The organism is Cryobacterium sp. Y82, from assembly GCF_002929495.1.
Classification (GTDB): domain Bacteria; phylum Actinomycetota; class Actinomycetes; order Actinomycetales; family Microbacteriaceae; genus Cryobacterium; species Cryobacterium serini.
Genome location: NZ_PJJJ01000028.1, coordinates 17654 through 33192, shown reverse-complemented (window position 1 = coordinate 33192; position 15539 = coordinate 17654). Strand labels below are relative to the sequence as shown.

The following is a 15539-nucleotide window of genomic DNA, read 5'->3' as shown; positions in this document are numbered from 1 at the left end:
ACTAATGGCTGACTCGTCTGTGCAGCACCTCACGGGCGCGCGTCATCGAGGCACCGAGCCCCCAGTCCGTGGCCAACCGATCGAGCGCGGCAACCTGGTCGGGTGTGCTCGAGCGGATGCGTGCGTCGAACGCTGGCAGGTTGAGGTCGCGCACCACCCGCACGACGGTCGGGGCAACCGTGAGGTAGTCGGCGGCGGCGACGATCTTCGCACGAACGGATGCCCCCATAACCGCGCCTGGGTCGGCGGCGGCCACCACGATGCCGTCCAGAGAACCCCAGGAGGCCAGCAGCGTCGCCGCCGTCTTCTCCCCCACCCCGGCGACTCCGGGCAGCCCGTCGGAGGCGTCGCCGCGAAGGACCGCAAAATCGGCGTATTGCGCCGGGCTGACGCCGGTCTTTTCGGTGAGGGAGGCATCCGTCAATATTTCGAGCCGGGACATACCGCGGCCGGTATAGATGACGCGCACCTGTCGAGAGTCGTCAACGAGCTGAAACAGGTCGCGGTCGCCGGTGACGATGTCGACGGGGATCGATGCGTGCGAGGCCAGGGTGCCGATCACGTCGTCGGCCTCGTGCCGCGCGGCTCCGACGATGGGGATACCGAGCGCGCCCAGCACCTCACGGATGACCGGAACCTGGGGAGTGAGCAGGTCGGGCACCGATTCGATCGCGGGATCGCCATCTGTTGCAGCCTCGGCGGCGACCCGGTGAGTCTTGTACGTGGGGATGAGGTCGACCCGCCACTGCGGGCGCCAGTCGTTGTCCCAGCAGGCCACGATCTCGGTCGGCTCGAACTCGGTGGCAAGCCGGGCGATCATGTCGAGCAGTCCGCGCACGGCGTTCACCGGTGCTCCGCCCGGGCTGCGCACGGTGTCGGGCACGCCGTAGAACGCACGAAAGTACAGGGCTGCGGTGTCGAGGAGCATGCGGCGCTCGGGTTGGGGGGTCACGGCGAGCAGTGTGCCACATTCCGCCGAACGGATGCCCGCGCCCCGGTCAACTTGACGGGGTCATGAGCGGTGGTGGCGGGGCTCGGCACGGGTCGGCGCGCCAGATGCGGGCAGCCGCGCCAGTTCCAGGTGGCGCGGCCACCCACAGGTGGCGCGGCGACGGCAGCGAGGTACTACCCAGAGCCGCAACGGGCGGACCAGCTACAGCGCCTTAAGTTCCTCGGTCACCTGGGCGACGGACTTCTTGGCGTCGCCGAAGAGCATGGTGGTGTTTTCGCCAAAGAACAACGGATTCTCGACGCCGGCAAAGCCCGAACTCATCGAGCGTTTGAGCACGATCACCGACCGGGACTCGGTCACGTTGAGCACGGGCATGCCGAAGATCGGCGAGTTGGGGTCGGTGCGTGCCGCGGGATTGGTGACGTCATTGGCACCGATAACGAGAGTGACATCGGTGCGGGAGAACTCGTCGTTGATGTCGTCCATCTCCTTCATCGCGTCGTAGGAGACATCGGCCTCGGCCAGGAGCACGTTCATATGCCCGGGCATACGCCCGGCTACCGGGTGGATCGCATACTTGACTTCGATCCCGCGCGCCTCGAGTACCTTGGCCATGTCCTTCACGGCGTGCTGGGCCTGGGCGACGGCGAGTCCGTAGCCGGGCACGACGATGACCTGGTTGGCGTAGGCGAGCTTGATGGCGGCATCCGCTGCCGAGGTGGATTTGGCGATCTGGTCGCCGCTGCCCGCCGCAGAGGCGCCCTTGCTGCCGCCGCCGCCGAACCCCCCGGCCACGATCGAGAGGATCGACCGGTTCATGGCCTTCGCCATCAGGTTGGTGAGGATGCTACCCGACGCCCCGACGATCATGCCGGCGACGATCATCGCGATGTTGTTGAGCGCGAGCCCGGCCGCCGCCGCCGACAGGCCGGTGAGCGCGTTCAAGAGTGAGATGACGACGGGCATATCCGCGCCGCCGATCGGGAGCACGGTTGTGACCCCGAGGATGCCCGCCAAAACGAGGATCACGCCGAACCAGACCGGGTCGGCGCCGGAACCGACCGAGCCGATGCCGACAATGACGGCGGCGATGATCGAGCCGAGGAACAGGATCGCGTTCAGTGGCTGTTGCAGTCGGCCCACCGACAGCGGATGCCCGGGCAGAATCTGCTGCAGTTTCATGAACGCCACGATCGAGCCCCAGAACGACAACGACCCGATGATCGCGGCGAAGAGCGAGGCGATCACGAGCGGCAGCACCGGGCCGGAGGCGACGTGCAGGCCAGTGAAGCCGTCGCTTTCAATGAACTCGCCCCAGGCGATGAGGGCGACCGTTCCGCCACCGACGCCGTTGAACAGGGCGACGAGCTGCGGCACCGCCGTCATCTTCACTTTGCGGGCGGGCGGGATGCCGATGATCACGCCCACGACGAGGGCGGCGATGATGATCAGCCAGCTGCTGGTCTCGCGGATGTGAATCAGGGTCGCCACGAACGCGACGGCCATGCCTGCCGCGGCGATCTTGTTGCCGCGCACGGCAGATCTCGGGGCGGTCAGCCCCGACAAACCCAGGATGAACATCGCGAACGCGACGATGTAGAGGGCGTAGACGAGGATCTCCATGATCAGTTCTTCCCGTCGGTTGCGCTCGTGGTGGTGGTGTTGGTGTGCACGGGGCGGGTCTTGAACATCGCAAGCATCCGGTCGGTCACAACGAACCCGCCGATGACGTTCACGGTTCCGAACACGATCGCTACGAACGAGATGATCTGCAACGGCAGGCCCGGGTTCTCGGCTGTGCCGAGCACGACGAGGGCGCCGAGAACGACGATGCCGTGGATGGCATTGGTGCCCGACATGAGCGGGGTGTGCAGGGTGTTGGGCACCTTGGAGATGACGGCGAAGCCGATGAAGCCCGAGAGCACGAGGATGGCGATGTTCGCCAGAAAGCCGGTGTAGTCCATGTCAGATCCTGTTCGAGACGGAGTCACGCGTGACGCAGGAGAGCGCCACCACGTCGTCGGAATAGTCGGGGTCGAGTCGGCCGTCCCGCACGAGCAGCTCGAGCAGCGCGGTGAGGTTCTTCGAATACAGCTCACTGGCATGCTCGGGCATCGTCGAGGGCAGATTCAACGGCGACGCAATGGTGACACCATCGACGATCACGGTCTCACCGGGCACGGTGAGCTCGCAGTTGCCACCGGTCTCGCCCGCCATGTCGATGACGACACTACCCGCCTTCATGCCGTGCACGGCCGCAGCGGTCACCAGTCGCGGCGCCGGACGCCCCGGCACAAGAGCGGTCGTGATGACGACGTCGAACGTGGAGATCGCCGTCTCGAGCGCGGCCTGCTGCTCGGCACGTTCGTCGTTGGTGAGTTCGCGGGCATAGCCGCCGTCACCGGCCGCGTCGATCCCCACCTCGAGCCACTGGGCACCCACCGATCGCACCTGGTCGGCGACCTCCGGACGCACGTCGTAGCCGGTTGCCCGACCGCCGAGCCGCTTGGCGGTCGCGAGCGCCTGCAGCCCGGCCACGCCGACGCCGAGCACGAGCACACTGGCCGGCTTGACGGTGCCCGCCGCCGTGGTGAGCATCGGGAAGAACCGGGTCGACAGCGATGCAGCGAGGATGACCGACTTGTAGCCGGCTACGTTGGCCTGCGACGAGAGCGCGTCCATCACCTGGGCCCGCGAGATGCGTGGAATCGCCTCCATCGCGTAACCGACGATGCCGGCATCCCGCAGTGCGCCGATCTTGGTGTCCGCGTTACGCGGCGCGAGAAACCCGATCAGGGTCGCGCCCGCCGACAGGCGGGCAATCTCAGCGTCGCTGGGCGGAGCGACCTTGAGCACGATGTCAGCACTCCAGGCGTCACCGATGGTGGCACCGGCGGCGCGATAGAGGTCATCCCCCATGAGGGCCTCGGCTCCCGCACCGGGCTCGACAACAACAACGAACCCCTGTGCAACGAGGGACGCGACGGCCCGGGGCACGAGGGCAACGCGCCGCTCGTCCGGGCCACTCTCACGCACGACGCCAACACGGGGCGCCTCCGGGGACAGCTGGGGATCAGGCATAGTGGAGCCTTTCGAAGCAATGAGGAAGTCGGCACGCTCAACGATGAGGCGGCAAACCTCCCCGCGGGGAGGGGGCACTCAAGGCCGGGAAGGATATCCCCGGCGCGGCAGAGTGTGCCCGGAGCCTCCACGGTCAGCAGCAGCTCCTGGGTCGAACATAGCGGGATCGAGCGCGGTGTGCTCCCATTTTGAGTGCGCCAATCGTGAAATATTCGGCATTTTTAACAATTTGCGACATTGAAGTCACGACATTGCTAAATCGTGCCCGATCGGAATCCGGTTCGCGGCTGACCGGCTGGTGGCACGCAGGTAACCCTGCGACCGCAACCCGGGCCCCACCGTAGAGTCGAAGCATCAACATTTTTCGGGCACAGCCCATCGACCGCGACATTCTGCGGCTCGCCGTGCCCGCGCTCGGCGCGCTCATGGCCGAACCCCTGTTTCTGCTGGCAGATTCGGCCATGGTCGGACACCTTGGCACCACCCCGCTGGCCGGCCTCGGCCTGGCGAGCGCGGTGCTACAGACCATCATCGGCCTCATGGTCTTTCTCGCCTATAGCACCACCCCGGCCGTGGCCCGCTGGCTCGGCGCCGGCGACACGCGCAAGGCAGTCTCCGTCGGCATCGATGGGCTCTGGCTCGCCGTCGGCCTCGGCGTCGTTCTCGCGGCCGGTGGTCTGCTCGCCGTCCCGGTACTCGTCGGCGCGTTCGGTGCGGAACCGGCCGTGACAGCGGATGCCGCCACCTATCTCAGCATCTCGATGTTCGGCCTGCCCGCCATGCTGCTGGTGTTCGCTGCAACCGGGCTGCTGCGCGGCCTGCAGGACACCCGTACCCCGCTCTACGTCGCCGGATTCGGCTTCGGTGCGAACATTGCGCTCAACTACGTGTTCATCTACCTGCTCGGCTGGGGCATTGCGGGGTCGGCCGTTGGCACCGTCGTGGCGCAGTGGGGCATGGCCCTCGTCTACCTCGTCGTGGTCGCCCAGCATGCCAGGCGCCAGAGCGCCCCGCTGCGCCCGCACCGAGCCGGATTATTACTCGGCGCTAAGAGCGGAGGCTGGCTGTTTGTGCGCACGCTCAGTTTGCGCGCCGCCATGCTGCTCGCCGTGTTCGTGGCCGCCCAGCTCGGCTCCCCCGAACTCGCCGCTTTTCAGATCGCGATGACCCTGTTCGCAACGCTCGCCTTTGCCCTCGACGCCCTCGCGATCGCCGCCCAGGCTTTGGTGGGCCGCGGCCTCGGTGCCGCGGATGTGGCGGGGGTGCGTGCAGTCCTGCGCCGCTGCCTCGAATGGGGCCTGCTCGCCGGGCTCGTGCTCGCCGTCGTCGTGATCGGCACGAGCGGGGTACTCGGCCAGGTGTTCACCAATGCCACGGCTGTGACGCAGCTGCTGCCGCTGACGCTGATCGTACTGGGGGCATCCGTTCCCCTCGGCGCGGTGGTGTTCGTACTCGACGGCGTGCTCATTGGTGCCGGCGATGCCCGATATCTCGCGCTGACCGGCCTGATCAACCTCGCGGTCTTCGTACCGCTCGCCGGAGCGGTACTGGTTTGGGCGCCGGCGGGCGCGGCCGGGCTCGCGCTGCTCATGGCCACGTTCGCGCTCGGCTACCTCGGTGCCCGCGCCGTGACCCTCAGCCTGCGCGCACGCACGATGACCTGGATGGTCATCGGCGCGCGCTGACGTCGCGCCGCGTATAGGCAGAAGCCGCCAACGCCCCTACGCTGAGCCCGCGCAGCTACTCGATGTCAAACCCGTATGTGGTGACCACGGGTTTGTGGTCTGACGGTGCGATATCTCCGTGGAAAAAGTCAACTATCTCTGTCGTCAGCGCACGAACGTTGCCCCGATGAAATTGAAAGTCGATGACCCACGGCGCGGTGGGCGTCGGCCAGGTAGGAACAGTGGGCCAGGTGGGTCCGGGTACGACCCCCAGAGCGGAGTAGGAATCGTGCAGACCTGCTGCGTGCAGTATTCGGAGAACGTGCCACGACTCGTTGAGGTCGCCCATGAAGAGCACTGGTTCACCAGGCGCACCCAGTGTTTCCAGGGCAACTCCTGCTGCTTCCGATTGGGCGATCCGCGGGTTGACATGTTCGGTGAGCTCACGCTCCGTCCCAGGGAAAGCAAAGTGCGCGGTACTGACGACGATTGTCGTGCCATCCTCTGTAGCGAGCCGAACCCAGAAGAGTTTCCGGTCGTGATGGGTCTCATCCACACCGATTCCGATATCCAACGCACCGTGCTCGACCTCGGTGAATAGCTCGGCGTTCCACCAAATCGAGCTTTCATGGCTCCATCCGCGTTCGTCGTCGTCTACCCTTCGGTGCCCGGTGAGCACACTGTCGATCACGTCGCGCGTTACGGGCCGGAGTTCCTGCACGGCATAGATGTCGGGGCGACGCGCAGTCAGCAGGGCGCGAAGTGCCAGCTCGCGATCTGGCCAGCGGTTGTCAGCCCAAATATTGTGTGTCATTACTACAAAACGCATGGAATCATGGTCCTTTCAACATCCGCGCCGCGCGTTCCGAGCGCACGCGGGAGGCGGTCGGAGAGCGTGAAGGGCTGTCCGCGGGTGGGAAGGATGAGCTGCGCTGAGGTGCGCGGGAAGAGTTGCGGGTGCGCGCTGTGCACGGCGGCTATTGACGTAGGGCGTATCGTTTCAACGAGCCAGGCAAGGTCGTCGGGAGCGGCATGCCCGCCGGAGTCGAGCCAGACAAAGTCCAGGCCGAGGGCCTGCACCCATGCCATGAGCGACGTCCATTCCGGGTCCCAGGAGCCCAGCGGCTGTCCGTTGCTGTGGATCAGCACATCATCGGGTCCAGCCCCGACGGCCAGTGCCACCCAACGGTCGGGAACCTGCAGTTCTACCAGGAAATCGTTGCGGTTCTGGCGGAGATCGTCAATCGTGACCTGAGTATGGCCGGCCGTGGGGTGCGTGTTCGCATCTCCGGTGGCTAACACTGCGACAGGGGCACCACCGTCGTTCGGGTGCGGGGCGGATAATCCGTGTGTGACGGCGGCACGCCATCCGGCGAGTGTTTCGTGTCGCAGAACCAAAGTCCGGCCGTTTGCTGCGGCCGCATCACGCAGGCTCGCTAAACGGCGAAGGTTGCGGGGATAGGGCGTGACGAAGGCTAATCCGTCGGTGGTGGTCAGGATCCGGTCTGCCCTCTGGGCGACTTCGGTCTCCGAAAGAGACTGAGCCGGGCTGGAGTCAGGTCGGAGCGTTGTGCCTTCGGTGATCAACAGGTCTACCCCCGCCGCCCGCTCGGCGAAGGCTGCCATGCGTTCAGGTACGTGGCCGTGAGCGCGCCAATCGCCAGTCCAGGCGATTCGCCGGTCCCCGGCCTGAAGGATAAAACCTGCTGCTCCGGGAATGTCGTGGTCAACGTGGATCAGTTCGAGGTCCATCCCGCCAATGGAGACGTGTTCGCCATCAACCAGACCGCGGACCGAAGCCGGGGTGGGGCGCAGCGCCCCCACGTCGGTCAGCCCGGCATACAGGGCTGCGCTGTCGGCACTCATCAGGACGGGCACATCGGGGCTGGCAAATGGGAGCAGCTCGCAGTGGTCATTGTGAATGTGGCTGACGAAGATTGCCGTGTTTTTCGCGTGCTCCAGAACGGATGACTGGTCCAACATCCTTCCCCGCCCGGCCATCGGTTCGACGGTAGATGCAACGCTCCCACCGGTTGCTGCGAGCTGAGCCGGGTCGTAGAGACCTTCCACGAGCGGTGCCATCCCGGCCCGTAAATGTGCCGCCAGACTGCCCACTACGGGCGCCGGGGAGGAACGGGAGAACAGGGCGCCGGTGGGATTCGGTGTTATTCCAAAGTCAAAAAATACCGCGGAATCCCCGATTTGGACCGAAGCCTGGACCCCTCCGATCGTGCTGGTTCCGTTGAAGAATGTGAGGTTCGGTTCGGTATCAGATGCCATCGGGAATCTCCTTCAGTGCGGCCGCGAAGGCCGAAAAATTGTCAAAGCGGGCACTGGACCAGCGCCTCGATAGGTCCATTCCGAGCGGGTCTATGTGCACTGTGCGACAGCCCTGCTCGGCTGGGGGAAGCAAGTCATTCCACAGGTTGTCGCCGATCACCAAAACTTCCGAAGGCGCAGTGTTCCACTGCTCTTTGGCGTGGGCGATCAATTCCGCGCAGCCCGCAGGCTTATGCGCATCGAAACGTATTACTTCGAAGGTCGGGCGCATATTCAGTCGTTGCACCAAGGGTCGGGCAAGCTCTTCGGTGGTGTTGGTGGCCAGCAAGAGCCGGCGCCCCTGGCTGAGGCGCTGTAGCACTTCATCCAGAGATTCAGAACGGATGAGCGTAGTGCTGGGGTCATTGGCAAAACGGCGAGCACGCACGAAGGCCTCACGCAGTGAGCGGGCGTCCGCGCCGCGCCGCGCCGCCAGTGCCCCTATTATTTGCCAGTGGTCGCCCAGGTAACGCAACGCTCCATCATGGCGAATCGGACCGGGGGGTAGATCAGATGGCAAAGACACCGGATTGCCCACCCAGTCCACTGCTGTTTCCGCGGTCCAGTGCGGGGCGTTGATCGCGATTCCGAGGGTCGGTTCCACAAAACAACCCGGCCGCGCGGCGGGATGGTTCCCCTGGATAACGTCGGTGACCTCGTCTCGAAGGCCGCGACCTGTGCCGCCAGGCATGTCCTCTTCCAGGATCCTCGCGTAATAATCGGTGACTCGAGGGTCATCGTGCAGCGTGCCGTCAAGGTCGAAAAGCACGACTTTCACGTCAGCAAGTTTGTCCAGCGGGGTCGGCCGCGTCAGGTTGGTCGTCCTTGGGATAATCGGCGTTGGGCTTGCCTGTGTCGAAGTCGTTGACATAGTCGATACTCAGTTCTGCGGTGCGGACTGAAGCAGTCTGGTCGCCTCAGCGTCCATCCGCTCGGCCGCTTCCTGCGGTGTCACCCAACCCAAAACAACTTCTTCGACAATTCCCGTGACCATGTCGTCGATTGCATTGCCAGCCGCAGTGGGAGGCATGATCTGCGCGTTGACAAATACATTCTCGAAAGCATCCGCTTTCTGCGGGTTTTCCTGGTAATTCGTGCTCAACAGCGGAGTGTCCAAAGCGCTTTTCACGGCCGGCGAGTAGCCGGTTCGGGCAGCATAGATGGATTGTGCGTCGGTATCGGCAAACCATCGCATGAATAGCCAGGCAGCAAGCTCCTGCTCGGGATCCGCTGAGGCCAGAATGACGTGGTTGCCTCCGAACAGCTGGGTAATGGGCTCATCGGTTTCTTGAGGAGTCAACGCCACGGACCAATCGAACTTGTCGCCAATCTGGTCAATTTTCGTCGAAGTGCGCGCTGTCGTCCCAATCTCGGTGGCGGTGCGCTCGTTAGTGAACTCCTGTTCGGTGTCTGCTGCCGTGTAGACGAGCTCCTCCGTAAAGAGCTGTGACAGCAACTCCAACGATTCAATCGACTCCCGCGAAGTGAATTCGGTCGTCGCCGCGCCTGTGTCATAGGGCGTGATGCCTTTGGATCGCAGCATGTTGTAAAAGACAGCGTTCTTGGCCGGCCCCATAGCCGCGTAGGCCAAGCCGGTCGTTTCCTTCAGCTGACGGGCTTGAGCCAAGAATTCGTCCCAGTCGACCGGCGGCTCGGCGATGCCGGCCTCAGCAAACAAGTCAGCGTTGTAATACAGACCCATGCTCGAGTTTCCGTGGGGCCACGACAAGGTATGCCCGTCATAGGCATCCACTCTCTGCCGGGCCAGGACACCGTCGACGAGGTCTCCCAGGTCGTCTTCGGAGACGCCAAAATTATCACTCTCCAGATACGAGTCCAACGGCACGATGACATCATTTGCCACGTACTCAAGCACATCGTTCTCATACGCCATCGACACATCGGGGGCGCCCCCACCGGCGAGAGCCGCTCGGACGGCCTGATTCAGCTCCTGGTAGGACCCTTTGAATGACTCGTTCACCACGATCCCCCACTCGTTGGTGGCGTTGAATTCCTGAACCATCTCTGTGATCGCCTCACCATAGATGGTCGCTTGGATGTGCCAGAAATCAATCTCCACCCCTGTGGGCAGATCAGTACCATCAACACTTTCTGCACTGATGGCCGCCTCACCGGAACTGGCAGCGGCTCCCAGGCCACAAGAAGTAAGCAGAAGGGTTCCAGCGAGGAAGAATGAAGTCAGAGCAGTTTTTTTAGCTATATTCATTGGTTTGTGCCTCCGATGCACGTAGTGGAATCGTTTGTGTTCAGGCTGGGGACGTGACAGAACCCAGATAATAAATAGCTAACCTTTGACACCAAAGGCCGTGAGCCCTTCTATGAACCGGCGTTGAACGAATAAGAAGAAGAAAATGCCTGGCACCGCAACCAACGTCGTCGCAGCCATTAGCAGGTGGTACAGCGACCCCTCATCGCCGGAAAATAACATCAGTCCAAGTTGCACGGGCCGAATAGATTCGCTCTGGGTGGCGATCAACGGCCACAAGAGTTCATTCCACCGCCCGATAAATCCAAACAACACCACGGTCAGCACCGCAGGCATGGTCATAGGAATAAGTACGCGCCAAAGGAATGTCCAGTGAGATGCGCCATCCATGCGCAGGGCGTCCCAATAATCGCGAGGAACTGCCATAAAAGCCTGGCGCAGCAAAAAAACGGCAAATGCACTGGCGACACCGGGCAAGATCATTCCCGCATAGGTGTCGTATAGGCCGGCACCACCCTCCCCGAAAATATCATTTCCACCCATTAAAGGAATCTGGCGAATCAGCACATAATTGGGAACAATTCTCGTTTCGAACGGTATCATCATCGTTGCTAGAACGAGCATAAACAGCACATTACTGAACCGGAATTTCAAACGGGCAAATGCATAAGCTGCCATAATTCCAGTGAACAGTTGTATTGCGGTGCCAACGACGGCAACCACGAGACTATTTAAGAAATAGCGCCCGAAGCCTGAAGGCGGCGACCCCCACGCTTCCGCGTAATTAGACCATTGCGGGTCTGCCGGCAGCATCGTTGGCGGCGACAGATTCACCTCTTGGAATGTCTTCAATGAGCTAGAAACCATCCAAAAGAATGGGAACAGCATGACCACCGCACCGGCGATCAGAACGGAATACAGGATTACTCGGCGCACTCCTCGATACCACCGCGGAGCCGAATGTTTTCGCGCAGGCCTCGTCGAATTGTCGACACCTAAGTACTGCTGAGCTATCTCACTCGGCGCTCGCTCAATCGTCTGAAGTGCCACAGGGGTGTTCCGCCTTTTGAATGTGATGGGATGCTGACGCGAAATTACGGCGGGGTCTATTCATAGTGCACACGCCGCTCCGCAAGTCGAAACTGCAGGAGAACGACACCCAGCACCAGAACAAACAGCAGCATGGACAGCGCCGCTGCGAAACCCACCGAACTGGGGCGCTCGTAGAGGTGGCGAAAAATGAGCACGGGAAGCGTCAGGGTCGAATCCAGCGGAGAGCCGGCGCCTGCCCCGTAGCCACCGCCGCTGGTCAACACGTAGACCTCGTTGAAACTTTGAAAAGAACTAATCGTAGAAACGATGAGCAGAAGAAACAGCGTGGGCGATACCAACGGCATCGTGATGCGGGTGGCCATCTGCCAGGAGTTCACGCCGTCCATCCGGGCGGCTTCTTTCACTTGGGGATCAATCGTGACCAAACCAGCAAGGATGATGACGACAGCAAAACCCAACGAATTCCACACGCTGAAGACAATGACGCATACCAAAGCAACGCTGGGTCCTTCCAAGAATCCCGGCAGGTTTTCTGACCAACCAATACCGAACATGGAAAGGACCTTGGGACCTACAGGTTCTGGATCCAGCAACCACTGTTGCGCTGGTAAGCCAACGGACTCGAGGGCAGAATTCAACACACCAATTTGAGGGTTAAGGAGCCAAACGAAAGCCAGGCCAGCAGCAACGGTCGACGTAATGTACGGAACAAAGTATGCGGTACGAAGAACTGCCAGGAAGCGAATTCTTGAATTCAGCATATTGGCAATGACGAAGGCGATAATTATCGTCACCGGCACGGTGCCGACCACATAAAAGGCCGTAACGAGAAGGCTGTTGCCTACCTCGCCAGGGGTACCACCGGGGCCACTGCCAATCTCGTCGAAAACTCTGCTGTAGTTATCTAGACCTATGAATTCTTCCGCCTTGATGCCCCAGCGCCACAGACTCATCCACGCTGAAAGAAAAATGGGGTATATATCAAAAGCCCACAACAGCAGCAGCGTCGGCGCTAAATATAATGTTGGGAGCCAGATTCGCTCCAGCCGTCGCCGTTTGCGTCGCAGACGCATCATGCTCACTGTTGACATCTCTGATTTCCCGCCTCCAGTACTTGATAGGAGTTACGTTAAGAAATCAAGGTGAATCAGACAATAATCAAACGTGTCTCCAAAGAAGACGCGGGGTTACGTCGGCATTAATAGAGGCAACGGAATGCAACGCGCGCGCGATGTACGCGGCACACTCAATTGTTTCCCTAAGGCTGCGCCTCATGAAAAGTGACACGTGCCAACCAGCCGTGGCAACGATCTACAGGGACGGCGTTAACCGAGCGGGTAGGCCAGGGCGTTCTGGCAAATGCCGAGCGTCACGCGGTCACCGATGCGGGGCAGGTCGGGCGCTGCGATGCGCGCGCGCACCGCCGTTTTCTCAGCGTCTCCGAGAGCGAGGCTGACCAGGGCATCGTGGCCGGCGTAGGCGATGGCTGTGACGACGGCATCCGTTGTGGGTTGCGCCGAACCTCGCGCGCCCAGGGTCAGCCATTCGGGGCGAAGCAGCACGCTCACGCCCGTTCCATCGGCGGGAGTGAGCGCTGCGCCCCGCTCGCCCATCGGCCCACCTAACGGACGCTCTCGTTCTGGCTTCACGTGCACGGCCGGCACGCCCATCCAGTCCGCTGCGAGTGAGCCCAGGGCGCACTCCACCCTGCCGTCCTTCCACTGGCCGTCGAGTTCGACGGTGTCGCCGACGAACCCGGCGACCCAGGGGTCGACCGGGCGCTCATAGACATCCGCTGGGGTGCCGAATTGCAGAATCTTGCCGCCGCGCATCACGGCCACGAAGTCGGCGAGGGACAGCGCCTCTTCCTGATCGTGGGTCACGAGCAGGCTCGTGTTGTGCTGCCCACGCAGCAGGGCAGCGACCTCGGTGCGCAGGGCCGAACGCAGCAGCGGGTCGAGGGCCGCGAACGGTTCGTCGAGCAGCATGAGGTCGGGCCGGGGAGCGAGCGCCCGGGCCAGCGACACCCGCTGGGCCTGACCGCCGGAGAGCTGCGAGGGGGCACGATCCACGAGTTCGGTCAGGCCCACCATGGTAGCGAGCTCAATGATGCGGGCCGCGCGGCTGGTCTGGCGGCCGCGGTCGGGGCTGATCGGTACGGCGGCGAGGGGGCTCGCGTGGGCCGCTGTTCCGGCCAGCCCCGACGCCGGTCGGGCGCGGTTGGCGCGACCACGCCGGGTGAGTCCGGCCAGCAGTCCGCCGACTCGGCCAGAAGCCTCGCCGGGTTCGCAGTAAAGGTCGTCGTTCTGCTTCGTGCGCGGCAGTCCGAAGCCGATGTTTTCGCCCACCGACAGGTGCGGAAACAGGGAGGCGTCCTGGGGAACCCAGCCCATGCCGCGCTTTTCCGGAGCGCGCTGCACGCCGGGGCCGGTGACGAGGCGCCCACCGACCCTGATTGTGCCGGACGCGACCGGCAACAGCCCCGCGACCGCGCGCAGGAGGGTGGTCTTGCCGCATCCGCTTGGACCGAGAACGGCCACGAGTGAGCCGCGCGGGATGCGCAGGCTGACGTCGTCAAGCACATGCGTGTCACCATAAGAGACGCTCAGCGCCTCGATCGTTACCCAGCCCACTAGTTCTCCCTTGCTGTGCCGCGGATGCCGGACAGCAGGACCGCGGGCACCATCGCCACGAGCACGAGCGCCGCCGCGTATGGCGCCGCAGCGCCGAACTCGAACAGGGCCGTGCGGCTCCACAACTCGGTCGCGAGCGTTGATATACCCGTCGGCCGCAGCAGGAGCGTCGCTGGCAATTCTTTCATGGCCGAGATGGCCACGAGCAGTGCGCCGATCGCAATGCCGGGCAAGGCGAGGCGTGCGGTCACCCGCCACCAGGCCTGAAACGGTGAGAGACCGAGCATGCGCGAAACGTCACCGAGGCTCGTCGGTACCGCCGCGATGCCGCTGCGCACGCTGCCGATGGCGCGCGGCATAAATAGAACAACGTAGGCGAAGACGAGCACGAGCGAGGTTTGGTAGAACATTGGCACCGCGGCAAGCGCGAAGAATACGAGGGAGAGGCCCACGACGATGCCGGGAAGAGCATGGCCGAGAAAGCCGACGGCCTCGATCATGGCGACCAGCCTTCCGCGGTACCGGGCGGCGAGCGCGGCGATCGGCAGCGCCACGAGCACCGCGATCACTGCGGCCGCCAGGGCCAGCCCGAGGGTCGCGCCAATCGCTTCGATCAAACGTGACACATCGATAGCGCGCAGGGTTTCGGCCTCGAGCAGGCGACTGAGCAAGCCGACCACGGGAACCACGACCCCGGCGAGCGGCGCGGCGAGAAGCAGCGTGACGTAGATGGGCCAGGTATGACCGGGTGCGCGCACCGGCATGGTACTGCGACCGGGAACACTGGAGACTTGGCGGCGGCTGCGACGTTCGCCGGCCACGACCACGAGGGCGAGCACGACGAGCACGAGGGCGAGCAGCGCGGCCTGGTTGCGGTCGAAACTCGCACCGTAGGCGGCATTGATTCCCCAGGTGAGCGTCTGAAACCGCAGCATCGAGACCAGCCCGAAATCGCTCAGCGAGTAGAGGCACACCAGCAGTGCCCCGGCGATCGCAGCCGGGCGAATCTGCGGCCAGGTCGCGGCTGCGAACGCGCGAAACGGGCCACGACCGAGGGTGCGGGCCACCGATTCCAGATCTGCGGATGCCCCGCGCAGCGCCGCAGCGACCGGCAGCGTCACGTAGGGGATGCAGACCATGGTCATGACGAACCAGCTGGCCCAGAACCCATTGAGGTGGGGAAACCAGACCAGCCAGCCGTAAGCGGCCAGATAGCTTGGAACCGCGAGCGGCAGCGCGGAAACCAGCAGCAACGTACGCTGAAAAGGCAGGCGGATGCGCGTGAGCACCCACGCGCAGACCGTGCCGAGCACGAGGCACGACAGGGTGACGGTCGCGGCGAGCAGCACCGTATTGACCGTGAGCTGAAGCACGCGCTGGCGCATCAGGGTGTCCAGCAATTCGGTGAGCCCCGCCTCGGTCGTGCGTACAACGAGGTAGACCAGCGGAATGGCGGCGGTCGCCGCGCAGAGCGCGGCAAGCACGAGCAGCCAGGGCGGCGCGCCGAAGTGATACCGACCGGGCGCGCGGGACGGTGCCGGGGCATCCGTTTCGGGCGGCGGAATAAGCAACTCGGTCACGAGAGGCACCCGGCGCAGGGTAGGGCTCGG

13 protein-coding genes are annotated in these 15539 nt (G+C 63.5%); 1 reads left to right on the top strand and 12 read right to left on the bottom strand.

Going from position 1 to position 15539, the window contains the following annotated elements; genetic code table 11:
• Position 1: 1 nt before the first annotated feature.
• From CXY70_RS05585 to CXY70_RS05570, 4 genes are all read right to left on the bottom strand, one after another.
• On the bottom strand, positions 2-928 hold the full coding sequence (locus tag CXY70_RS05585) for a 5'-3' exonuclease (RefSeq protein ID WP_104191401.1): 927 nt from the start codon (positions 926-928) through the stop codon (positions 2-4).
• A 225-nt stretch (positions 929-1153) separates the two neighbouring features.
• Positions 1154-2575 (bottom strand): NAD(P)(+) transhydrogenase (Re/Si-specific) subunit beta, encoded by a 1422-nt coding sequence (locus tag CXY70_RS05580; RefSeq protein ID WP_104191400.1) that lies wholly within the window; start codon positions 2573-2575, stop codon positions 1154-1156.
• 2 nt (positions 2576-2577) lie between these two features.
• Positions 2578-2916 carry an NAD(P) transhydrogenase subunit alpha gene (locus CXY70_RS05575; RefSeq protein ID WP_104191399.1) on the bottom strand — a complete coding sequence of 113 codons (339 nt, stop codon included), beginning with the start codon at positions 2914-2916 and terminating at the stop codon, positions 2578-2580.
• A gap of 1 nt (position 2917) precedes the next feature.
• A complete protein-coding gene (locus tag CXY70_RS05570) occupies positions 2918-4033 on the bottom strand; it encodes an NAD(P) transhydrogenase subunit alpha (protein WP_104191398.1) in 1116 nt (371 codons plus the stop codon).
• Positions 4034-4392: 359 nt separating this feature from the next.
• Here CXY70_RS05570 and CXY70_RS05565 point away from each other — a divergent pair, with 359 nt between their 5' ends.
• Positions 4393-5718 carry an MATE family efflux transporter gene (locus tag CXY70_RS05565; RefSeq protein ID WP_255412018.1) on the top strand — a complete coding sequence of 442 codons (1326 nt, stop codon included), beginning with the start codon at positions 4393-4395 and terminating at the stop codon, positions 5716-5718.
• 55 nt (positions 5719-5773) lie between these two features.
• Here CXY70_RS05565 and CXY70_RS05560 read toward each other — a convergent pair whose 3' ends face one another.
• The 8 genes from CXY70_RS05560 to CXY70_RS18300 all read right to left on the bottom strand — a co-directional run bounded on the left by CXY70_RS05560 (position 5774) and on the right by CXY70_RS18300 (position 15518).
• Entirely contained in the window at positions 5774-6511 is a 738-nt protein-coding gene (locus CXY70_RS05560) for an endonuclease/exonuclease/phosphatase family protein (RefSeq protein WP_158250921.1), read from the bottom strand.
• Positions 6512-6513: 2 nt separating this feature from the next.
• Positions 6514-7977: an MBL fold metallo-hydrolase gene (locus CXY70_RS05555; RefSeq protein ID WP_104191396.1), complete on the bottom strand. Its 1464-nt coding sequence runs from the start codon at positions 7975-7977 to the stop codon at positions 6514-6516.
• Positions 7967-8794, bottom strand: a complete 828-nt coding sequence (locus CXY70_RS05550) for an HAD family hydrolase (RefSeq protein WP_158250920.1) — start codon at positions 8792-8794, stop codon at positions 7967-7969. Before CXY70_RS05550 ends, CXY70_RS05555 begins: the two co-directional genes overlap by 11 nt.
• Before the next feature lie 102 nt (positions 8795-8896).
• A complete protein-coding gene (locus CXY70_RS05545; protein ID WP_146066072.1) occupies positions 8897-10264 on the bottom strand; it encodes an ABC transporter substrate-binding protein in 1368 nt (455 codons plus the stop codon).
• A 57-nt stretch (positions 10265-10321) separates the two neighbouring features.
• Positions 10322-11179 (bottom strand): carbohydrate ABC transporter permease, encoded by an 858-nt coding sequence (locus CXY70_RS05540; protein WP_104191393.1) that lies wholly within the window; start codon positions 11177-11179, stop codon positions 10322-10324.
• Positions 11180-11349: 170 nt separating this feature from the next.
• Entirely contained in the window at positions 11350-12387 is a 1038-nt protein-coding gene (locus tag CXY70_RS05535) for a carbohydrate ABC transporter permease (protein ID WP_104191392.1), read from the bottom strand.
• A gap of 234 nt (positions 12388-12621) precedes the next feature.
• Positions 12622-13929 (bottom strand): ABC transporter ATP-binding protein, encoded by a 1308-nt coding sequence (locus CXY70_RS05530; RefSeq protein WP_104191391.1) that lies wholly within the window; start codon positions 13927-13929, stop codon positions 12622-12624.
• Entirely contained in the window at positions 13929-15518 is a 1590-nt protein-coding gene (locus tag CXY70_RS18300) for an iron ABC transporter permease (RefSeq protein ID WP_233205759.1), read from the bottom strand. Before CXY70_RS18300 ends, CXY70_RS05530 begins: the two co-directional genes overlap by 1 nt.
• Positions 15519-15539: the final 21 nt, after the last annotated feature.

Coding starts and splice junctions, on each gene's coding strand:
- CXY70_RS05560 (WP_158250921.1), bottom strand. CDS start 6,511: ATGACACACAATATTTGGGCTGACAACCGCTGGCCAGATCGCGAGCTG.
- CXY70_RS05580 (WP_104191400.1), bottom strand. CDS start 2,575: ATGGAGATCCTCGTCTACGCCCTCTACATCGTCGCGTTCGCGATGTTC.
- CXY70_RS05555 (WP_104191396.1), bottom strand. CDS start 7,977: ATGGCATCTGATACCGAACCGAACCTCACATTCTTCAACGGAACCAGC.
- CXY70_RS05575 (WP_104191399.1), bottom strand. CDS start 2,916: ATGGACTACACCGGCTTTCTGGCGAACATCGCCATCCTCGTGCTCTCG.
- CXY70_RS05585 (WP_104191401.1), bottom strand. CDS start 928: ATGCTCCTCGACACCGCAGCCCTGTACTTTCGTGCGTTCTACGGCGTG.
- CXY70_RS05570 (WP_104191398.1), bottom strand. CDS start 4,033: ATGCCTGATCCCCAGCTGTCCCCGGAGGCGCCCCGTGTTGGCGTCGTG.
- CXY70_RS05535 (WP_104191392.1), bottom strand. CDS start 12,387: ATGTCAACAGTGAGCATGATGCGTCTGCGACGCAAACGGCGACGGCTG.